This is a genomic window from Paraburkholderia fungorum (assembly GCF_902833645.1).
Classification (GTDB): Bacteria; Pseudomonadota; Gammaproteobacteria; order Burkholderiales; family Burkholderiaceae; genus Paraburkholderia; species Paraburkholderia fungorum.
Genome location: NZ_CADFGE010000001.1, coordinates 1,180,557 through 1,202,990 on the forward strand (window position 1 = coordinate 1,180,557; position 22,434 = coordinate 1,202,990).

At 54.7% G+C, this 22,434-nt stretch carries 15 protein-coding genes and 1 pseudogene; 9 read left to right on the forward strand and 7 right to left on the reverse strand.

Going from position 1 to position 22,434, the window contains the following annotated elements; genetic code table 11:
* Positions 1 to 18: 18 nt before the first annotated feature.
* The 9 genes and pseudogenes from HWX91_RS05310 to HWX91_RS05350 all read left to right on the forward strand — a co-directional run bounded on the left by HWX91_RS05310 (position 19) and on the right by HWX91_RS05350 (position 11,422).
* Positions 19 to 1,788 carry an alpha/beta fold hydrolase gene (locus HWX91_RS05310; protein WP_028197672.1) on the forward strand — a complete coding sequence of 590 codons (1,770 nt, stop codon included), beginning with the start codon at positions 19 to 21 and terminating at the stop codon, positions 1,786 to 1,788.
* Positions 1,789 to 1,810: 22 nt separating this feature from the next.
* A complete protein-coding gene (locus HWX91_RS05315; RefSeq protein WP_081833142.1) occupies positions 1,811 to 3,115 on the forward strand; it encodes a T6SS immunity protein Tli4 family protein in 1,305 nt (434 codons plus the stop codon).
* Between the two features lie 136 nt (positions 3,116 to 3,251).
* Positions 3,252 to 4,511, forward strand: a complete 1,260-nt coding sequence (locus HWX91_RS05320) for a T6SS immunity protein Tli4 family protein (protein WP_028197670.1) — start codon at positions 3,252 to 3,254, stop codon at positions 4,509 to 4,511.
* 11 nt (positions 4,512 to 4,522) lie between these two features.
* A complete protein-coding gene (locus HWX91_RS05325; RefSeq protein ID WP_028197669.1) occupies positions 4,523 to 4,786 on the forward strand; it encodes a PAAR domain-containing protein in 264 nt (87 codons plus the stop codon).
* Positions 4,787 to 5,337: 551 nt separating this feature from the next.
* Positions 5,338 to 5,624: pseudogene (locus HWX91_RS40610) on the forward strand (PAAR domain-containing protein); the annotation flags it as partial.
* Between the two features lie 406 nt (positions 5,625 to 6,030).
* Positions 6,031 to 6,774, forward strand: a complete 744-nt coding sequence (locus HWX91_RS05335) for a hypothetical protein (protein ID WP_028197668.1) — start codon at positions 6,031 to 6,033, stop codon at positions 6,772 to 6,774.
* A 915-nt stretch (positions 6,775 to 7,689) separates the two neighbouring features.
* The gene (locus HWX91_RS05340; protein ID WP_127837957.1) at positions 7,690 to 9,816 is read left to right on the forward strand and encodes a hypothetical protein; all 2,127 of its coding nucleotides are present in this window, start codon (positions 7,690 to 7,692) and stop codon (positions 9,814 to 9,816) included.
* Positions 9,817 to 10,188: 372 nt separating this feature from the next.
* A complete protein-coding gene (locus tag HWX91_RS05345; RefSeq protein ID WP_081833150.1) occupies positions 10,189 to 10,434 on the forward strand; it encodes a SymE family type I addiction module toxin in 246 nt (81 codons plus the stop codon).
* Between the two features lie 268 nt (positions 10,435 to 10,702).
* The gene (locus HWX91_RS05350; protein WP_052660766.1) at positions 10,703 to 11,422 is read left to right on the forward strand and encodes an Eco29kI family restriction endonuclease; all 720 of its coding nucleotides are present in this window, start codon (positions 10,703 to 10,705) and stop codon (positions 11,420 to 11,422) included.
* 142 nt (positions 11,423 to 11,564) lie between these two features.
* Here HWX91_RS05350 and HWX91_RS05355 read toward each other — a convergent pair whose 3' ends face one another.
* The 7 genes from HWX91_RS05355 to dnaA all read right to left on the reverse strand — a co-directional run bounded on the left by HWX91_RS05355 (position 11,565) and on the right by dnaA (position 22,423).
* A complete protein-coding gene (locus tag HWX91_RS05355; RefSeq protein WP_081833140.1) occupies positions 11,565 to 11,987 on the reverse strand; it encodes a very short patch repair endonuclease in 423 nt (140 codons plus the stop codon).
* A 9-nt stretch (positions 11,988 to 11,996) separates the two neighbouring features.
* Positions 11,997 to 12,935: an Eco29kI family restriction endonuclease gene (locus HWX91_RS05360; RefSeq protein WP_127837956.1), complete on the reverse strand. Its 939-nt coding sequence runs from the start codon at positions 12,933 to 12,935 to the stop codon at positions 11,997 to 11,999.
* A complete protein-coding gene (locus HWX91_RS05365) occupies positions 12,935 to 14,140 on the reverse strand; it encodes a DNA cytosine methyltransferase (RefSeq protein WP_244143996.1) in 1,206 nt (401 codons plus the stop codon). Before HWX91_RS05365 ends, HWX91_RS05360 begins: the two co-directional genes overlap by 1 nt.
* Before the next feature lie 466 nt (positions 14,141 to 14,606).
* Positions 14,607 to 16,526, reverse strand: coding sequence for a hypothetical protein (locus tag HWX91_RS05370; RefSeq protein WP_244143997.1), 1,920 nt, complete (start codon positions 16,524 to 16,526; stop codon positions 14,607 to 14,609).
* A 353-nt stretch (positions 16,527 to 16,879) separates the two neighbouring features.
* A complete protein-coding gene (gene gyrB, locus HWX91_RS05375; protein ID WP_028197662.1) occupies positions 16,880 to 19,351 on the reverse strand; it encodes a DNA topoisomerase (ATP-hydrolyzing) subunit B in 2,472 nt (823 codons plus the stop codon).
* A 114-nt stretch (positions 19,352 to 19,465) separates the two neighbouring features.
* Complete coding sequence (gene dnaN / locus HWX91_RS05380) at positions 19,466 to 20,569, reverse strand: DNA polymerase III subunit beta (RefSeq protein WP_028197661.1); 1,104 nt, start codon at positions 20,567 to 20,569, stop codon at positions 19,466 to 19,468.
* Positions 20,570 to 20,788: 219 nt separating this feature from the next.
* Positions 20,789 to 22,423 carry a chromosomal replication initiator protein DnaA gene (gene dnaA / locus HWX91_RS05385; RefSeq protein ID WP_028197660.1) on the reverse strand — a complete coding sequence of 545 codons (1,635 nt, stop codon included), beginning with the start codon at positions 22,421 to 22,423 and terminating at the stop codon, positions 20,789 to 20,791.
* Positions 22,424 to 22,434: the final 11 nt, after the last annotated feature.

Sequence of the window (22,434 nt, forward strand, 5' to 3'; positions counted from 1 at the left end):
TGTTTTCCCATACCGCCCATGTCTAATCCCGTCGCCGATGCCTCGCCCGTTCAGAAGCAGGCCGTCCGCCGCGTGCCTCTCGAGTTCGATCAAAACGGCGATCCTCAATTTTCGAGCGTCACAAGCCCAGACTCTTTTAAAGTTCACGCGCTTGGAGTAATGCCACCAAAGCACGTCATCCCGGTGATCTTTGTGCCCGGCATTATGGGAACTAATTTGTGTGCGAATGGGGCTGCCCAAAAACAGGGAACACCTGCCTGGATACCGCCAAACGGAGCAATGGCCGGATTGGGAGAGTGGTGGAGGCGCAAGGGTCAAACGCCGGTTGAACGTCAGGAGCAACTGTCTTCTGCAAACACCGAGGTTTATAGCGACGGAAAGGTCGGCCTACCTCGCACGCTCTTCACGCTCACTGAAAGTGAGGCGAAGCGTCGGGGCTGGGGAGAAGTGCACTTCGACAGTTACGCTGGCATTCTCGCCGAGCTAGAGCTTGCCTTGAACGATCAGAAATTGAACCCCGGCACTGGTGATCCCCGCGACTTGCCTGTATGGACAGTCGCAAAAACGCTGAAAGACGCCAAGGGCCATGACGTATTGAAGGAATGGGGACCCATCAAAGGCGATGTGCCGCCCCTAACGGACAGCGAATTCAATCGGCTCGCTGACTATTATTTCCCCGTTTGGGCATGTGGCTATAACTGGTTAGGCAGCAATGAGGATTCGGCAGATGTGCTGGTCCAAAGAATTAGCGATGCAATAAGCTGGTACAAACGTGGCAAGTACTGGATTTCAGTAGACCAGGTGATCGTGGTGACCCATTCGATGGGCGGTCTGGTTGCCAGACGTGCCGCGCAGAAGGTGGCCGATCAAATCCTCGGCGTCGTACATGGCGTGCAACCTGTTGGCGGTGCTCCTGTTGTCTATCGCCGTTTCCGAGCAGGCACTGAAACAGGTGGCATCTTCGATTTGATGGGTTCCATACTTGCGGCGATCATTGGTTGGGACGCTGCCGATATCACTTGCGTGATGGCAAACTCAGCAGGGCCACTGGAGTTGTTGCCTACAAAGTACTACCCACCGGGTTGGCTCAAATTTCAACAGGAACGCGACGGGAAAAATATCCCCCTGATGCCCTACCTTCCGGTCGTAACGCCCGACGACAAAATAAGCGACCCAAAGGATGGGATCACCGATCCATATCGGCAAATCTATAGTCAACGGGTTCAAGACGTGTGGTGGGGTATGGTGGACGATACATTGCTTGATCCGGCGGGAGTGGCGAGCAAGACCAAATCGACAGCGATGGACGCCTACAGCGACACGTTACTGAAGGCGCGGACATTTCACGATAACGTAAAGCTCTATTTCCATCCCAACACATATGCATACTATGGCAGCGATTTGAAACAAGTTGCGTTCAGCGAGGTTAGATGGGTAACGCGAAACGACGTGCCCGCCGATGCAACTGGTCAACTGCCGAGCCTTTTACCCGAGACATTCACTAAGCTCGGGCAGGCAACTGTCGCGGTGGACTCGCAAAAGGTGACCTTCTCGCTGGCAAATCGCGACAAGCCAAAGGATAACAACGACCCCTCTTCCGGCGACGGGACGGTGCCTAGCCCATCGGGCGATCTTGTCACCGGCGGTCCTAACCCGGGCCCAGGCAACCTGACGGTGTTTCGCATGAGAGGCTTTGATCACCAGCACAGTTACGGCAACTTGATAGTCCAAGGCAATGTACTGTATTGCATCGCCAAAATTACGCAGAAAGCCCCGTTGTTGAGCTAACTGTGCATTACGAGGGTTGACAATGAGAAAGATTCATCTCTCGATGGCCTTTTGTGCCTTCTTGATTACTTTGACTTGCTACGCCAAAGGGCCTGCAATGAGCGACACAAATACTTACTGCATCGGACGCTTCCTTGTTGATGTACCAAAGGATGCGCAAATCAACGGGCAAGCTTATCAGTACCTATATGGTCGGATTGACTCCGAGCACTCTGCAGCAGCTCAAGACGAATTGGCTACAGACGTAACCAAGAAGGAAAGTGCCTTAAAGCGCGTAAAAGCAGATCAAGGGTATTCGCTTGACTCAACGGTGTCAGCAGGCGCCGACAGCAAGATCGTCATCTCGAAGTCTGAGCCGTTTGGTCGCGTTCATTACGCATTCGATGCCTTCCGCGCTGACGCGAACACCGTATTCTCAATGCAGGCCAGCCCCTTCAGTGATGCGATCTTCAAGAATGAAGTGCTTCCTACGTTGAAGACGCAACTGTTGCCTAATCTGCGCGCTCGCGCACCCGGCGAAATTCCCTCGCAACCAGGCTTCTGCCTGAAGGACGGATTCATTGCGAACAGCGGGAGTGCGGCGCAGTTTGAAGATGCCGGGATCAGCTTCAAGTTTGCGCAATGGCCCGGGGTTCTGGTTTCGGTTCGGACGATGACCATAACGAAGACGGGCGAACCCAGCCTTCTAAAGCGCATGGACAGCGGGAGCGTTCCTGATGCGTTCAAAAATCTGGCCAGCCGAATTCAAATTCTCAGGCGAGGTGGGCGCGAAATTAACGGTCGCGGCGGGGAGGAAATGCTCTCGACGGTACCTGCCGAAGGCGGTTTCCACTTGCATCAGTTTAGATGGGAGGCTCAAGGAACGTCTGTAGATGCCCCCCTGAAACCGACGCTAATCGTCGAGTTGCAGAGCGGTATGACGTTAAGCAACGGGGAGCCCGTTCGTCCGAAGTTGACCGATGACCAGGCAATCGCTTTATTCGACGCAGTAGCTAACTCACTGCGCATTCGACCAGTCGGTGACGTCAAGACGAGTGACGCGGACCCGTCTCCTACGCTGCCACTCGGCGCACTCGCACAGACCGGCTCTATTTGTCCGCAAACGGGATGGTGGACTTGCCCTGAAGCAAGTTCACATGAGCTTGAAGGTGGCGCTCGTCAACATTTCGCCGCGGGCACCGTTTTGCCAACGGCCACCGTGTTAGGTACGCCGACCATCACTGATCGCATACGCGGTAGACAGCCTCGCCACATTATCAACACGACGTGGCGACTGGTTGACTACGACGCCGATCAGATCGACTCGAAGGGTACGACCGATTCGTGATTGTCCCGATCGTATATGGGCAGAGAACATTTTATGCTCGCGACAAATCGCGAGGCTTGACATGAGGACAATTCGTCTTTCGATAGCTCTTGGAACCTGCTTGGTTGCTGCGACTTGCTGCGCCAAAGGGCCTGCGATGAGCGGCACAAACACTTACTGCATCGGACGCTTCCTTGTAGATCTTCCTGCGGACGCTGAAGTCAATGGACAGGCCTATCAATATCTGTTCGGGAGAATTGATTCGCAGCGGACTGACATGGATGCCCAATCGTTCTCGGCGAATATGGAGAAGCGAGTTGTCGTCTTAAAGGCGACAGACGAAAACAAGGGGCGAACGCTAAAGAGCGTCGTCACATCCGATCCAACTGCGCGGGCGTTCGTCACGTCGCAGAAGCTATTTGGCAAAATTAATTACGGGTTCGAGGCTTACTGGCTTAAGGACCATCATCTGTTTACCTTGAAGACACAAGACATGGACGAGGCGGTCTTCCGGGAAAGGGTACTGCCTCGCTTGACAAATGAACTGCTCCCAAACTTGCGAGTTCGCAAGGCCGATGAGGTCCCTGCGCAACCAGGATTTTGCTTGAAGGATGGTTTCATTGCTAACGACGGCTCTGGGCAGCAGTTCGAGGATGCCGGAATAAGCTTCAAGTTTGCGCAGTGGCCCGGCGTCCTGGTGTCAGTGCGGACAATGACCGTCACCAAGGTTGGCGAACCGACACTTCTTCAGCGCATGGGTAGCGGCAGCGTACCTGCGGCCTTTGCAAATCTTGTGGGTCAAATCAAAACCCTCAGACGCGGAAAGCGCGATGTCAATGGCAGGCAAGGCGAAGAGATTTTGGAGACTGTGCCTGCAGAAGGCGGGTATCACTTGCATCAGTTCCGATGGGAAGCGCAAGGCACCGGTGTTAAGGAGCCTCTGAAGCCGACGTTAGTCGTCGAATTGGAAAGCGGCATGACGAGTGTGAACGGCGATCCCATTCGTCCGAAGTTGACCGATGACCAGGCGATCGCTGTATTCGACGCGGTAGCTAACTCACTGCATATTCGTCCAGTTGGCGACGTCAAGACGAGCGAAGCGGACCCGCACCCGACGCTGCCGCTCGGCGCACTCGCACAGACCGGTTCTGTTTGTCCGCAAACGGGGTGGTGGACTTGTCCTGAAGCAAGCTCACATGAGCTTGAAGGTGGTGGTCAGCAACATTTCGCAGCGGGCACCGTTTTGCCAACGGCTACCATGTTAGGTACGCCGACCATCGCCCATCGTATACGAGGTAGGCAACCCCGCCACGCTGTCAACACCACGTGGCGACTGGTTGACTATGGTACGACAGGAAACAAGGAAAGCGGCGCGACTGATCCAGCACCATTGCCACCAAACGGCCCCAAAGTCTGATCGGAGATTCAATGAAAAACGTCATACGTGTCGGCGATTCGACCAGTCACGGAGGAGTTGTTGAAACCGGCGCTAGCAACTTCATGGTTGAGGGGCGGCCGATAGCTCGCGTCGGTGACACCTGCGTTTGTCCAATGGAAGGTCATCAGGTCTGCGTCATCGCTGAAGGGGATCCGACGTTTGTCGTCGAAGGCCGCGCAGTGGCTTTCGATGGGCACAAGACAAGCTGTGGTGCAACGCTGCACGCGACGGCAGGAAATTTCGGTGGATCGTGATGTGCGGGAAGCACCCTGCGGCAGTATAGATATTCCGCAAATTCGCGATTCAATCGTTGGTTTGAACATCAGGTTAGCGCGCCGCATGAACCCATTCAACTACCGATGACTAAATTGAGCAATACGAGCGAGCGCGAAGTTGACAGCACAGCCACGTCGGTCGGCAGACTGTCTTTCTGGATTTCGACGACTACGATCACTGCTGCTATCACGGTTCTGGGGATAGTCGCAGTTTCAGGTCGTTCCACTGCGCGTTGCAAGGATGTTACAGGTACGCTCCTATGGCGGCCTTTCGTTATCGTCGCGCGGGTCGTAGGCGTGGCGACCGATTCTCCGGCGCTTTTTGCAATGGGTGCATGCGCAGTCGTCGGCTGCGCTGCCCTCCTCGCTCTTCTGCCTTTCGGTGTGACGTGGGCACGATTTGCAATCGCAGTATTCGGCGTATATGCCGCAGTCACAATAGCTGCTTGGATTGCAGGCGTTCAGGATAGTTGTCGAATCATGTAAAGGTACTTAAGTGCTGGCAGTTGTTCCGACAATACTCTGGATGTTTGAGAAAAACGGAGAGACGCACGCGGGTCGTCATACTAGTCGGCGATAGCACCAGCCACGGTGGAAAAGTTGTTACGGGTAGCGACATGTCACGCGTGATGGGCCGAAGCACTGCTCGCGTTGGAGATAAGTGCACGCGCCCCAAGTCGGGTAGTCGGGCCATCACGACTGCGTGATCATCGAGGGTGATCGAAATGTGCTGATCTACGGAAAAGCCGTTGCCTTCGACGGTCACAAGACATCATGCGGCGCCAGTTTGATTTCGAGTTTTTCGTCGTCCGGTAAGCAGCGAATGCTCGGTAGCCGCGTAGATGTTCGTTCGGTACGAGCCGTGGCGCAGAAGGGTCGTCACTCTAGCGCTGGTCGTGCGCGCGCCCAGTCAACTGGCCGACATAGCGGTATCGCGTTCGAGTATTTCGTGCGCGTCGGTCGCTCACAAAGGCACAGTTCAGGTGTGCCGCACGCATCCGAGACGAATCATACCGACAACAGCGGGCCGACAACTTCCTCAGGAACATCGGCTGGAATGGGGCCCAGTCGGCGTAGCCAATGCACGTAAGACATACATTTGCGTCAATTTCTCCCGATTGGCCGAAATGAACACAAAGGTATTGTGCGATTTGTGACCAGATGTAGTTTTTGAGATGAAAGCGATTTTAGAATGATGGCCCTTACACAAGTGCCACCGCAAAATGTTCGGCGAGACAGACGAAGACAAGAACGACGGCAATACTAGGATTGTATTGCCATGGGCGGTGATCGCATCGCTCTTGAGTTTGTTAATAAGTGGATTTGCCTATTCGCTCGGCGACGCTTACTACAGCTCGTACCTTCGAGAATTCTCGATCCACCACGGGGCATTTCCTGCGGATCACCAAACCCATTTCGTGCTGGCGTTTTGGGGTCTTTCGAACGCGCTCGGTTTCGCATACGAGTGGATTGGTGAACATTCTTCGCCTCTGCTCTGCATGATTGCCGCAATGCTCGTCCTACCAATCTCGGGCTGGCTCGCACTCAAACGGCAACAACGCGCTCGCGGAAAACCCCGTGAGATTCCGCTCGAACATACAAAAAAAGAGAGCTCTTATACGGAACGTTGCAGTCTACTTGGGGCTGTGGCGATCGTGTCTGTAATGATACTATCGCTGTGCTCATTCCTGTGCTCGGCCTTCGGTCTGTCATTCTACGTAGGTGAGGCTGCAGGCAGAAATGTCGCGCTGGCGGACAAACAAAAATTTGACAAAGGTTGTGAGCACTCGGAAATAAGGTGTTACAGAGTAGTCAAAGATGGAGTAGAGGTGGCACGCGGATTCGTAGTCGCTCAATCATCCGATCGTGTTGCGCTCTACTATATGGGCGATACAAGTTCGGTGCCTCTAAGCGATGCCATCATGCAGACGCTCGATACAGCGCCGAGTATTTCGGTGAAGTCATAGGCGCCCCTTTGCTCTACTACCTGAAAAATGCCTAAATCCTCGCGCTCCCTGCGCCGGAGCGATGCCACCCCCTCGATATGCAAAAGCGCGCCAACCTGCGTTCCTCAGCAAACTATCCATTGCCTAACCAAATATTGCTGCTGAGGCCGATTCGAGGTTTTGTTGCGTCTGCGTTAGGTGGAAAGCCGTGATGCAGACCGTCGATCGAGCTTCGACATGCTCAATCTTATAACGATCACGACGCTTTCGACCTCGGGATTTTTCAGTCTCAGGAAGAGTTGAAAAACGTGATCAAGAATATCGTGCAAGCACCGACAGGAGCAAGCCGATAAACACATTGAGCGGCAAGTCCGCGCGAGTCGACAGACACGTCACGTGACCCACAATGCCGGAGCAGGTCCTCGCCGAAGTCGATGCGATGCGCGGATCTGCACTTGCTCAAGGCTCAACTGGGGTCAGCCCAAGTGCAGAAGGAAGGCTCTACGGCAGAGTCATTTTCCTCCCCGATTTGTGCCGAGCCCTGCGCAGCAGCGTTGCATCGATGACGCTGAGGTTAAACAGTTCTGGGTTAAGGTTTTCGCCGACGCAGGTCCTATGGTTTTGCGCTTCCCCGCTGAATGGCAGGCTTGCCGAGCATGCACATCTTTCGATGGCCGCGTGTCCGCCCATGTTCTACGGAGGACTCACACATTCAATAACACGATCTTTGTTCAATCGGCGCGCCGAATAATATCGACCGCAACCGGCAGACTCATGTGCAATCGAATCGAATACTAAAGAGGACTGTTGACTCTGCCGATATCAACCGAAAGGAAATACCGCTCCGAATTTAAAGATAAATGTTTAGCACAGACGCGTATTCAAAACGAATATTTTTTTGCTCTTCCCAGTGATTCGGCAAGCTAACTACTACCCATGAAGAATTCACCCCTCCACTCATCCACGCCTCAGGAATGGCCTGAACATCTCAACACCGCAGCGCCTGTGTCGCCGATTGACGTTGTTCCTCCTGTTGGCGAACACCAGCTCAACTTTCCGGCGATGAACTCTGTAGCGTTCGAACAGTTCTGCTGGTGGCTCTTAAGGAAGGACCATACGCTAGTCGGCTGCAAACGTCTCGGCGGCACCGGGACGGGACAAGCGGGCATTGACCTCTTCGCATTCGACTCGCTACAACCCGATAAACTGGTCGTCTTCGAATGCAAGTGTTGGAAGGAGTTTGCTCCGACAAATCTCGGGGAGGCGATCGACAAATTCCTCCACGGAAGCTGGCTCAAGTCAACACGCAAATTCGTTCTAATCCTCGCGCAGCACGACATCGGCGGCGCTCTTGCGCATCGGTGGGAGGTCGAATATAAGCGCCTGAGACAAGTCGGCATCGACGCGGAGCTTTGGACAGGACACACCCTCACTCTCAAGGTGCAGGCATATCCCGACATCCTGTCCAAGTTTTTTCCTTGGAACAGCGTGCAGTCGTTTGCCAACGTTTGGATGCAGCGTGTGGCGTTTTACGAAGTAGCGAGTAAAGCCTTCTTCGATCCGCGAGAACACGTGGCCCGCTGGGCTCGCAAGATGGTTTCAAACGGGCAGGACGAGTCCCCGAACCGACAGGCCTTTGTCATCGACGAAACCCCTCCGAAGGTCGGCGCGACTCGGCGGGAGCGCGAGACGGTGTCGTCCAGCGACCACGAGGATTCGGACCAACGGGAATTCGTGATCGACGGCACCTATCGCACGATTAACCAGTTCGGCGAAAGCTGGCATTTCAAAGGACCTTGGTTCTCATTGAGTGCAATTCTCCCGAGCCCGCGGTTCACGCATGCTTCGGCTGCGATTACCTTCAATCGGCCAGACATGAGCGGCATGACCGTCACTTTCAGCCATCGATGGATGTTGGAGCGCCTGCTCTTCGCTGAAGGCGCTCCGCTGATGAATCAATACCGGGGATTCATCGTCGACCGGATGATGGATAGTCGCGATGAATACATCGTTGATCTACCGCATTGCCGACTGACGCTGCAGGAAGAAGGCGTGCGTGACTTGGCGGGTGCTGCCGACGCATTGACCGGCGCGATGCGAAGCTCGTTGAAGGCACTAGAAACGGCTTGGTCTGCGACGAACTTCCCGTTCATCATGCGGGGCAACATGAAAGTGGCGCTTGCCGCAATTCGAGTGGACGTGTGGCGCGAGATCGGGCGATTTGTCGAGGAACACGATGTGGGGCGCGGCGAAGGCCCATGGCACATGTTCGACGCAAATCCGAATGTGCTCAAGCCCTTCACCGAACATCCCAACGAGCGTTTCAACGCGGGATATCACGGCGTATTTTACGTCGCCAACGACATCGATGATCTTTCAAGGCACGGCGAACTCGTGCTGCTATGGCAACCGAATGAGCTTCTCCCAAATCGTGCCTTGTCATCGCGCGACTGGTGGCCCTGCGATTTTGCATTCGAGTGGCTCAGGGACGAGTTGCTCCCGGAAGTTAAGCGACGTCTGTATGAGCGCCATTTCGGAAGTCGTTGGAGGAAGATCCTAAACTACAAGCAGGCAGCTCGGTTTGCCCAAGATCTGGACGAAGCATTCGTCGTGCGGGATCTGCGCCAACGGCCATTGCTTCTAGACGGGACGTGGTCCGAATCGATCGTCGATACGGCCGCTGCGCTTCAACGGTTCTTTCATCTTTCAAGAGCGCCTGAGCCGTACCTGCGGCAACGCGATGTCGAGAACTTGTACCGCGCGACCGCCGTGCTCGCGCGGGGCGACCGCGGCTATGTCGGTTATGCCGGATCAAAGCTGTGCTTGGATCGCAGTCCCCAGGACCACGCGGATCTGATTTGCTCAATAGACGAGCACATCCGAGCGGGCCGAGTTGTCGCAAATGCTGCTGTGATCGACGGGGTATTTCGTGCAATGCTTGAACTGCTCGATGACAGCGATACTTGGGTTTCGGATGCAGATGCGAAGACTGTACGAGATGCGCTTGCGCCGTTTGCCCTTGTGTACGACGATGCAAATTTAATACTGAGGCACTTGCAATAGCCTCGAGCGGAGTCAGTTTTCACCTCTGGTGCTTCTCGGGGCCACGCTAAATCAACGCCCGTTAGGGCGAGTTTGCCTGAATCTAGCGATGGAATATGTGCTCTGTTTTATTGCTCGCCGAGCATTCGGTGCTGTTGCACAACACCTGACAATGCGCGAAAATACATCGGATGCCTAATAACATAGCCGAAGATCATGGCGCGTTATGTTTATAACGCACCACTGAACGATTGGTTCGTTGGAGCATGGAACAGGACGCGAACGCGCCCGACCGAGCATCAAGGAGAACGAGGAAGGAGATGAAGCGCGGGACGCATGGGCTGCCACCCACACGACCCGCTGACCACAACCAGCTCAGTGCAGGAGTTGATCATGGCTGACGCCAATCATAAAGCAGTTGCGCACGTAACCCAACGCATCTTGACCATTTCGTCACAAAGACGGCCGCGACCGATGAAAACCTTCGCACCAGATCATGTCAAATTTTTTCCAGATCTGCCGCCTGCGCCTTGGATTCGGCTCTCGGGGAGGTGGTTGGAGGAGGCGGGATTTGAAATTAGTGAAAAGATTCGCGTCGAAGTGGAAAGAGGGAGGCTTGTGATTACGCCTGCGAGATGACTCAGGTCTACCCTGCGGGGGCGGCCAGCGGAGCGTCCATCTTCTGTGTTGGCCGCCCGGCACCTTGCTGAACCCGTTCCCGGCTCGGTCCGGCGAACAGTCAGGAGGTGCGCATCGTTATAGAAAAGTTTGCGTATAAGCTGCGCCTAGGCAATACGCAATCAATGCTACCCGCGTGCATGTCAAAAACAACAGGCGTTGGTAAGTTTGTATCGCAGCAGTCCGCCTGCCGCAGACTCGGCTAACGGAGAATGCAAAAAATAACGCTATGCCCGATAATCTAGCGGAAAAATCCTCCGCGAAGGGCATTGCGATGACCGAACTAGAGCCGTATAACCCACTAGCAAAAAAGAATCTGGCCGAGAGCGTTGTCCGCGCGCTGCTAGATCAGACACCTAAGTCGTTGTCGAAAACTGAAGACCTTTCCGGTGCGGGAATTTACATAATCTACTATTCTGGCGACTCGGCACTCTACAAACCAGTGGCCGCGAAGAACCGTGGGAAACAATATAGACAGCCAATCTATATTGGCAAAGCGAGTCCCAAAGGGGGCCGCAAGGGTATCTTCGCGGATGACCAGCGTTCTGCTCACAGCAAAGCTCTTCACGAGCGACTCGATCAACACCATGCCTCGATAGACGAAGCGGAGAATCTAGAGGTAAGTGACTTCAGCTTTCGCGCATTAGTTGTGGATGAGATATTTATCCCGCTGGGTGAGAATATGCTGATCGAACATTACCGGCCCGTTTGGAACTTAGTGATTGATGGATTTGGCAACAAGGATCCTGGGCGGAGGCGCAAGGACCAGTATCAATCAGCATGGGACGTGATCCATCCTGGCCGAAAATTCGCTGAGAAACTGGGCGAAAATCCGATCTCGCCCGATGAGTACATCGCGTCGCTTCGAACATTCTACAGGTCTGGAAAGGTCGTCAAACCGAAGAAGCCTGCGCATGCGAAAGGGACGATGCAAGCAGATGAAGGGTAGATGTGCGGAGGTACCTTCGGACTTTTGCAGTTGCCTCGGTTCTACGATTAGCGATTCCAGACGCGACTACAAGCTCCGATATTGAGCGAATAGAAAAATGACAGGATCGGCCAACAGCTTCGTGCCGAAGTCGATTCGGTCTTTAGGTATTCTTGGAAACGCGTGGTGATTTTGAAATGTGCGCTGCCAACGCTGCTAGCACCTCCGAATTATGTGTTTCGCATTCCCAAACAATAAGGATTGTCCAGCCAAGCGCCTGAAGTTCGGCCTGCTTCCGAGCATCCCTGGCTACATTGCCGTTTAGTTTTGGCTCCCAAAACTCTAATCGCGACTTAGGTAATCGCGATGCGGAGCAACCGGGGTGCCGATGCCAAAAACAACCGTGCACGAAGAGGGCAATGCGACGGCTTGGGAAAACTAAATCCGGGGCGCCGGGCAAACGCCTGTCGTGGAGGCGATAGCGCAGGCCAGCAGCATGCAAAGCTTTCCGCACCCGCATCTCGGGTTTTGTGTCCCGCGAGCGCACTAGTGACATCTGAGCGCTACGTGCGGGATCGACGGTCATAGAACGATGCTATCCGTTTGACGATTGCTCTTCAACGATACCGATTGCAAGAGTATCGTCGTCTTCGATAACTTCTTCAGCAGTTATTGCCGCGTTCTGTGCGAACGCCGCTAATAGTTGCCGGACGATGCGTGCGCGGCTACGGTACGGTGGATTCGCTACAAAATGCTGAGCGAGACGCGCCGAAATCACGTCTGGAGACAATTTGTCCTCCAACGTTTCTGCCATCGCCCACGCCCGTCCCGGATGCATTACGTCCCAAGGAGAGCGCTTATTTGCGCGCGTTTTCGCGGCATCCCCGTGCTTACTGATCCCCCAGCAAATCTGGACTTCATTATTCCAAATTGGTCTGAATGTATTGATCAGGTGCCGTTCCGCGACCAACTGAGCGTTTGTCGCGCACACCAGCCGTCGGCACAGGAAATCTTCAATATTAAGCGGGTGGGGCAAGCTGTTCTTACTCGCATACTCGCCTACAGTTTTAATCATGCGGCGATGGTCTGCGAGACGCCCATATAGTTGTGGACCTTGCTCGCGCGACGTGCGTGCGTCGGCACCTTTCGGGTCCGCTTTCCCCACGTAAATCGGCGTTTCCGTGCGCGAGACAGTTGCGTAGGCGGGATGATCGCCCACATAGTAAATCGCGTAGACACCTGATCCGTAGGTGCGTGCGATCCGGGATAGCGGCACTTTGTCCTGCGCTATCAAGGCAAGCGCGACGGAGCGACCGGCGGTCTCGGGGTTTGTGGGATCAAAGGATGCCCCAGGGTCTTTGATCGGGTCAAAGTCAGCGCGCGCACTCTCGATCTCGCCCATTACGGCGAGCAATTCGGCCATTGCCTTATTGGCTGCGGGGCGTGTGAGGGTGGGCAGCAAGTCTTTTAGAACGGCGAGACGTTCGCGCAACTCGTCGATGACTGCTTGCTCAAGGCGAGGCTTCTTCGTCATTATGCAGCCACCTGCCCTTCGTTACCGGCGACGATCGCACCCGCAATCCAGTCTCCCAAGGCCTCTGCGAGCGGAGCAGGAACAGCGTTGCCAATCTGTCGCATGCTTTCAGACCAAGACCTTGGGAACAGATATGTATCAGGCAAGCCTTGAAGACGTGCGGCTTCTCGCGTAGTGAAATAGCGAACTGAGCCATCGTCAAGAACCATCATATTTTCACCTCCCGGAACACCATGGTCACCAGCCTTGAGCGCTTTGGCCGGTTGGTCAAGAGGACTGCCGGTATGTCCCGGATAAACGCGCGCGCCTGGTTGGAAGACGTGATTGGCTTGGCCATTTGGTTCACCGAGACCGACCAATGCATCGCGTACCGTCACCCATGCTCGGCCGCCTGGCGGTTGGTCAAGCGCTCTGAGCCGGTTTACCAAGACACGATCAGTTGTGGCGATCGCAGAATCGTCTGGCTGGACTATGCCGTGCCGTGCCCAGTATTCCCCGCTGACCCATTGCTCCCATAACAACCGCTCGCGGGAATGTGTCGGCACTGGCTGAGCTAGCGCGACACCCAGGTCCGTACGGACGCCAGCGACAATAACTCGATGCCGCTTCTGTGCCGCGCCATAGTCGGCTGCGTTCACTTGGGCCACGAAAACGCTATAGGCATGTGGCATATCGGAGTCTTCCAATCGCTCGGTGTGTGCGATCTGATCCTCTCCCGTAACACGTGTAAGTTCCGGGTGCTGGAGATGCGCGACGATCCACCGGAGATAGTGCGCGAAAGTTGGTCTCGACAACCCGCGAACATTCTCGAAAAGGAATGCGCGCGGTCCAACTTCTCTAACTGCGCGAATGGCCTCCGGCCACATATCACGTGCGTCGTCCTGGCCCCTGTGTTTTCCTCCAATGGAAAACGGCTGACATGGCGGACCGCCAGCCACCAAATCAAGGCCGGCAAAACGATGCCAACTTAGTTGACGAACATCCTCCGCCTTCTCGAGTGGCCATTCTCGGACGTGCCGAATTCCTCGTTTGCGATTGTGTACAACAGTCGCAACCGCCTCGGCATTCCATTCAGCCATAAATTCATGATGGAAGCCGGCGCGGGTCAAGCCTAGCGCTAGGCCGCCACAGCCACTAAACAATTCGACGCTACGCATCGTCTTCTTCCCCGGGTTGCAAGTTGAGTGGAAGTTGCGAATCGTCATTCGCCTGCTGTATCAAACGTTCGGCGGCTCGGCGAACGAGCCAAGCCAGCTTTACGCCATTCTGTTTGGCAATGCGCTCCAATTCCGCATGCTGTTGGCGCGTAAACGTCGTTGTCACGCGCACAGCGTCGCGCCCATCTTTTCCCATCATTAATCCGTCCGCGGCTTTCCGCGGCAATCCGCGGCTACTCACATTTTGCCCAGAATTATGTGCACGCACAAGCCTCCACAGGCATGCGCGGCCGCGTCAGCAATTCGAAATACTGTACATACATACAGTTGCTGTCAAGTTCTACGGCTCCCGCAGCAAACGTCGGTAAATCTTGAGAGCCATAGCGCTGCGACGCCGAAACGTTGAGGCGATGCGACTGTTCATCGATGCGGCGGCCGATGACTTAGGCAGAAGCTATCGTCGTTCCAAGTTGAGTTACGATCGACGCCACCAAAACGCTTTTGCAAATATTATTTATGCTTTGCAATAAATTATCGGAATAACATTCATATCTTTAGCGGCGTGCGCAAAAGATGACAAAATCCATAAAAGCTGAATCACATATCCAGGAACGACACTTCCTGCTTTAATTTTTTTGAATTCCGTCTCAACATCATTTTTTGATAGGAACGAGCAAGAAAGTATAACTTTCCGATGTAGCTTGTAATCTTGGAGAAGATTCTTAAGGTAATCATCAACTTTACTTATGTCGCCCTTTCTAACTCTATTAATTTCGCTCTGCACCGAATCTCGCCGGTATCGCTCAGAAAATTTATTCGTTATTTTTTTCGCTATTTGTTCTTTCGAAAAATACATATTGCCGAGATTCTTGATGCCTTGGCCAACCACATCATGCAAATTGCTCGCGGATGTGCTGACGTCCCCATGTTTTGAGTGAATAAAGCAAATGCAGGAATCTGCACTGTTAAGCGTTATGTGGTCCGCCCACTCATTACCTAAATCGTCGCAAAAAACGTAATCATCTGCGGCGTGAATTGCCTCCACAGCACCAAACATAGAGTTCGGATCAAATATCGTTGCAGCAGGCTGAATTCCACCTTTTTCGCTTATAACGGCGGCGACCTGATTCTTTACGACCAGAACGTCGAGGATACTATCAATCTCAGAGATGCCTGAAGAGTCTTCGAAACATCGCCCCATGAAATACATGAATTTCGGGTCTTTAAAACAAATGCTAAAAAATCCGTTTTTTATAATAAATTTTTGTAGCGATATTTCTTTTCCATTTTCAGATATTTTAATCCTTTGCAGTGACAAAGAGAGTAGGGTAATAGATTTTTCGTTTTTTCGAAGTCGAGACGTATTTTCATGGCCAATAACCTTAAGATCTTCGTCGACCTCGTACACCATCTCAAGCAGCTTAAATATCCGATCAAGTCGCCCCTTGTTGAGATTCAGTACTTTATTTTTTCGCGTTTTATACGAGGCGGGAAGTCCTTCTTTGACGATTCGATCATATAGCATTCCACTTTCAATCAGAATGGCAGATGGATCGGTGGTCGCCAATACCGCATTCAGTTCGACTAATTTAGCGAATGATTCCAAAAACGTTTTGTTAGGGCTCGGGTTTTTAATTAGATGTATCTGCTCGCTTGCCCAAAGAGCGATTTCGTCCAAGCCTTTCCGTTCCGAAGCCTCGACTACGCGTCCTGAGTTCGCGGATATTGTTTTAAGATTGGCCCCTTGTCGAATTTTTAGAAAGTATGGAATTGACCGGCCGGCCGCATGCGTCGATAACAGGCCTTTCAAGTCTGCCGCTTCATATGACCTCGCGCGCATCGCCCGCTCCGATATAGTCATGTTGCGCAACGCGATTTTTTGGAATTCGACCTCGTCATCATCAAAGGTCGAGGTTAGTAACGAATGATCAATCGGATTGAAATTTTCCTCAATACTATCCGTTACGTTTCCGCAACTTTTTTTGAAAACAGATATATAGCCACCAATCTCAATTAAAATTATATAGGCATATATAGCATCTTCAAACTCTTCATTCAGAAAGTACACCGGCCTTGAAGATTGAAATACCCTCGCAGAATATACATAAGTGAAATTCGAATTTTGGATTGCCCTCTCTTCCCTAAATTCGTCAATCAGAAAATCAGTGTTCTGGGCGCGATTCTCAGATGCGGAGTCAAGTACGCTCGCAACCGCGGCATCGGATATTTCTGTTTTTGAATAAAAGAACTGAGCGTTTTGCGTTATCTGTAAGCGGTGTGGCACGCGGCCTCCTTTTTCTATTTTTTTAAATGCTTGCCTGATCAAAAAATATGGCAATAGAACTAATAAACGCAATGACATGCCGTCGAGCAGGCTGGTACAAGAAGGAGAATAATCCAAAACCGAAGATGTAGCCAGCCTCTGCTTCACCATGGATATCCGGATGAATATTAAAGCCGGGTGCGGACATTTTCAATTTCGTACGCAAATGCAGCGCTTCGTCAGGCCTTCGCAGATGCGCATTATGCGACAACGTACTGAACCTCTTACAGTCACTCACGAATCGATTCAATTTAAGAAATGCCAGCCGGTTTCTAAGTAAATCTGCACGATAAGCCAGGCTAGCCGATCTCCATCGAGAAGCATGCGTGCACATAAGCGTTAATTTAAAAAAAACCCGCGATCAGTTAATCGCGGGCTTTCCGTTAATAGCGAAGCACTGCCAGTTGGCCTCCGGATCCTTATTAACTCATCGGAACGTTTCTTTTCAAAGCCGACATTCAAGCTCAAACATCAATATTCCCCGCCCTCAACGCATTCGACTCAATGAAAGCCCGACGCGGCTCCACATCATCCCCCATGAGCGTCGTAAAGATGCCATCAGCCGCAATAGCATCCTCAATCTGCACACGAAGAAGACGACGCACAGTCGGATCCATCGTCGTCTCCCAAAGCTGCCCGGGGTTCATCTCACCGAGCCCCTTATAGCGCTGCTTTGAAATATTGCGTTCAGCATCAGCCAGCAACCACTTCATAGCGCTCTTGAAGTCGGTAACAGCCATACTCCGCTCGCCACGTTTAATGACAGCCCCGGGCCCAATCAACCCCTTAAACGTATTAGCGGTATTGACCAGTTGTTGATAATCAGCAGTGAGCTGAAAATCCTGATCCAGCACAGAAACCTTCTGATTACCGTGATGCGTCCGAGCAACCTTCAGCGAGCGCAACTCTCTCACCGGGTCATACATCGTCGTGACCGTAACCTCAGGCTTCAACGCATCATCCCGCAGCTTCGCCTCAAGCGCCGCCGCCGAAGCCTCAGCCGCTTCCTCACTGGAGAGGTCAATAACAACCCCATCCATCACAGCCTCAAGCGCCCCAGCGTCATACAACCGGCTCAGTCGGTTCACCACAGCCTGAGCCAGCAAATAAGCCCGAGCCAACTCACCCAACGCATCCCCGGTAATCGGCGTAGCACCCTCAGAAGCCAACAACTCCGACCCCTGCAACGCCAGCTTCAGGATGTGAGCATTAACCTCAGCCTCATCCTTCAGATACCGCTCATCCTTACCCGCCTTGATCTTGAACAGCGGCGGCTGCGCGATATAGATATACCCACGCTCGATCATGTCCGGCATCTGACGATAGAAGAACGTCAGCAGCAGCGTGCGGATGTGCGCGCCGTCCACGTCAGCATCGGTCATGATGATGATGCGGTGATAACGCAGCTTGTCGAGGTTGTAGTCTTCCTTACCAATCCCACAACCCAGCGCCGTAATCAAAGTCACAATCTGCTCCGAAGAAAGCAGCTTGTCATAGCGCGCCTTCTCCACGTTGAGCACCTTGCCGCGCAGCGGCAAGATCGCCTGAAACTTCCGGTCGCGCCCCTGCTTCGCCGAGCCGCCTGCCGAGTCGCCCTCGACGATATAAATTTCCGACTTCGCCGGGTCCTTCTCCTGGCAATCCGCCAGCTTCCCAGGCAAACCAACGCCATCCAGCACGCCCTTACGACGCGTCATTTCACGCGCCTTGCGAGCCGCATCGCGCGCCCGCGCCGCATCGACAATCTTGCTGCAAATGATCTTCGCGTCGTTCGGCGTTTCCAGCAGGAATTCCTCGAGCGCCTTCGCGACCACATCCTCCACCGGCGCGCGCACTTCCGACGACACCAGCTTGTCCTTGGTCTGCGCGCTGAACTTCGGCTCCGGCACCTTCACCGACAGCACGCACGAGAGCCCTTCGCGCATGTCGTCGCCGGACGTCTCGACCTTCGCTTTCTTCGCGACTTCGTGATCGTTGATGTACTTGTTCAACACGCGCGTCATCGCCGCACGCAACCCGGTCAGGTGCGTGCCGCCGTCGCGCTGCGGAATGTTGTTCGTGAAGCACAGCACGTTTTCGTTGTAGCTGTCGTTCCACTGCATCGCCACTTCCACGCCCACGCCGTCTTTCTCGCCGCTGACGTGGAAAATGTTCGGGTGCAGCACGGCCTTGTTCTTGTTGATGTACTCAACAAAACCCTTCACGCCGCCCACGAACGCGAAATCTTCTTCCTTGCCCGTGCGCTGGTCGGTCAGCTTGATGCGCACGCCGTTATTCAGGAACGACAGTTCGCGAATCCGCTTGGCCAGAATGTCGTAGTGATATTCGACATTGCCGAAAATCGTCTCGTCAGCCAGGAAGTGCACTTCGGTGCCGCGGTTCTCGGTTTCGCCGATCAACTGAATCGGCGAGACAGCCACGCCGTCGATCTCTTCGATCACGCGGTTCTGCGGCACGCCACGGTGGAATTCCATGAAGTGCTTCTTGCCGTCGCGGCGAATCGTCAGGCGCAGCCACGCCGAGAGCGCGTTCACGCACGAAACGCCCACGCCGTGCAGGCCGCCGGACACCTTGTAGCTGTTCTGGTCGAACTTGCCGCCGGCGTGCAATTCGGTCATCACGATTTCAGCGGCGCTGCGCTTTGGATCGTGCTTGTCGTCCATCTTCAGGCCGGTCGGCACACCGCGGCCGTTGTCGGTGATCGAGATCGAGTTGTCCGCGTGAATGATCACCTGGATATCGTTGCAATGCCCCGCCAACGCTTCGTCGATGGAGTTGTCCAGCACTTCGAATACGAGGTGATGCAAACCGGTCCCGTCTGACGTATCCCCGATGTACATCCCCGGCCGCTTGCGCACCGCCTCCAGACCTTCGAGGATCTGAATCGAGGAGGCGCCGTAGCTGTTATCGGGTTGCGAATTGTTCGTTTCAGTCATGGATTTTTTCCGGTTCTGCGTTGCTGCTTGGTTGCTGCTCGGGACTTTTCAAAACACCATAAAAACGCCAAAGGGGCGCTGCGCCCCTTGGTGTGTTCTTGGTTTTTGGACGCGTTAGATGCGCATCGGCATCACGACGTATTTGAATTCGTCGTTCTCGGGAATCGTGATCAACGCGCTGGAGCTGGCGTCGCCAAGGCTCACTTGCAACATGTCGACCTTCAGGTTCGCGAGCACGTCGAGCAGATACGTGACGTTGAACCCGATATCGACGCTGTCGCCGTCGTACGCGATTTCCAGTTCTTCCTGCGCCTCTTCCTGATCGGCGTTGGTCGACATGATCTTCAACTGGCCCGGCTCGATAATGCAGCGCACGCCCTTGAATTTGTCCGACGTCAGAATCGCGGCGCGTTGCAGCGAGCGCTGCAGTTCTTCACGGCCGATCACGAACTGATTCTTGTGCGACTTCGGAATCACGCGCTGGAAGTCGGGGAATTTGCCTTCCACCAGCTTCGACACCAGTTCGACCTGGCCGAACGTGAACTTCACCTGCGTCGGCGCGATGTCGATCTTCAGCGTGTCGTCGATGTCTTCCAGCAGACGCTGCAGTTCCAGAATCGTCTTGCGCGGAATGATTACTTCCTGGCGCGCGAACGAGCCTTCGATCTTCATCGACGAGAACGCGAGGCGGTGGCCGTCGGTTGCGACTGCCATCAGTTGGTCGCCGTCTACCACCAGCAGCATGCCGTTCAGGTAGTAGCGAATGTCCTGCTGGGCCATCGAAAAATGGACCATGCCGAGCAACTGGCGGAACGTTTTCTGGGGAACCACCAGGTTCGCGCCGTAGTCTTTAGCCTGAGCGACGGTCGGGAACTCGTCGGCCGCGAGAGTTTGCAGCGCAAAGCGGCTCTTGCCGGATTGCACGGTCAAACGCTTGTCGTTCAAGGTCAGCGTAACTTGCCCGTCGGGCATCGCGCGCAAAATGTCGAGGAGCTTTCTTGCTGCCACCGTGGTCGCGACCGAATCGCCGCCCACGCCGAAATCGGCACGCGTGGTGATCTGCAACTCGAGGTCGGTCGACAGGAACGACACGTCAGGGCCGTTCTTGGTAATCAGCAAATTGGCGAGGATCGGCAACGTATGGCGGCGTTCGACGATGCCGCTCACGGTTTGCAGCGGCCTGAGGAGGTTATCGCGTTCGGTCTTGACCAGTTGCATAGAGTTCCTTCGTTGATATGACGGCCTGCGCGCCTGACTTGCCAGCCTTACAGCGCGCAGCCGCGGCTCCCCGCCGGCGCCACGCAGCGCCTGTCACGGCGTGAATTCCGCCCGCGGCCGCCGGGCGGTTAAACCTGTATTGTGCCTGAAAACGGAACCGCTCCACTAAAATGGGGGCGAGTTCCGAAATAAACAGGTCGAATTTCCCATCCAACCTGCTTAACCTTTCAGCGTTTGCTCCAGAACGTGCAGTTCGTGGTTCAGCTGCGCGTCCGTGCCGCGCTCGGCGGCAATCTTGCGCACCGCGTGCAGCACGGTGGTGTGGTCGCGCCCGCCGAACAGCTCGCCGATTTCCGGCAAACTTTTCTGGGTCAGCTCCTTCGCCAGATACATTGCGATCTGCCGCGGCCGCGCAATGTTCGCCGGACGCTTCTTCGAATACATATCCGCGACCTTGATGCTGTAGAAGTCAGCCGTGGTCTTCTGGATGTTTTCCACCGAAATCTGCCGGTTTTGCACCGTCAGCAGGTCTTTCAGCGCTTCTTTCGTCACTTCGATCGTGATTTCGCGGCCGTGGAACTTCGAATACGCGAGGATCTTGCGCAGCGCGCCTTCCAGCTCACGCACGTTCGAGCGCAGATGCTTGGCGACGAAGAACGCGACGTCTTCATTCAGGCTCACGAACTCCGACTGCGCCTTGCGCATCAGAATCGCGACGCGCATTTCCAGCTCGGGCGGCTCGATCGCCACCGTCAGGCCGGAGTCGAAGCGCGAGATCAGGCGGTCGTCGATACCGGAGATTTCCTTCGGATACGTGTCGCTGGTGATGATCACCTGCGCCTTGTTCGCGACCAGCGCCTCGAACGCGTAGAAGAATTCCTCTTGTGTGCGCGACTTGCCTGAGAAAAATTGAATATCGTCGATCAGCAGCAGGTCGAGCGAGTGGTAGTAGCGCTTGAAGTCGTCGAACGCCTTGCGCTGGTAGGCCTTCACCACGTCGGACACATACTGTTCCGCGTGGATGTAGCGAATCCGCGCGCCGGCCTTGTCCATCAGAAGCTGGTTGCCGATTGCGTGGATCAGGTGGGTCTTGCCCAGACCCACGCCACCGTAGAGAAACAGCGGGTTGTACGAGATGCCCGGGTTGTCCGCGACCTGAATCGCCGCGGCGCGCGCCAACTGGTTGGCCTTACCGGTCACGAAGTTGTCGAAGGTCAGCACGGGGTTGAGCTTCGAGCGCTCGTACATCGAGTCGTTCTCGCCGTTGCCGTTCGAACTCGCGCTCTGGCCCGGACGCCATGTGCGGCGTGCGGCCGCGGCTTCGTTCGCGTCGAGGCTGGGCAGATCGAGGTCGGCGGCATCTTCGGCGGCCGCGCGGGCGTTTGCGTTCTGGTCCGCCGCAGCGCGAGCGTTCGCGTTGAGGTTCGCCATGGCGCTGTTCGCGCTGTTGGCGCGCGCGGCCTGCGACGCCTGCACGGCGCCGACGGCTGCGTCCACGGCGGCCCCGCCACCGTTCGAGCCAGACGAATGGCCAGCGCCCATCGAACCAGACGTGGAAGCCGGACGCGCCGGCGCCGACGACGCTGCCGCGGGGGCGCGCATGCCGGCTTTCGGGTCCAGTACGAATTGCACGTCGACGGGGGTATGCCAGAAATCGCGGGCCAGATCGGCGATGCGACCGGAGAACTGGCTCTTGACCCAGTCGAGCTTGAAGCGATTCGGCGCAGCGATGCTAAGCGTGTTCGCATCGGCGTCGAAGGCGACCGGGGCCAACGGTTTGATCCACGTCACGTACTGCTGGGGCGTAAGCTCGCGCTCCAGCAGTGCGGAACAGTGTTGCCAGAAATCGTTCATCAAGTTGCTGT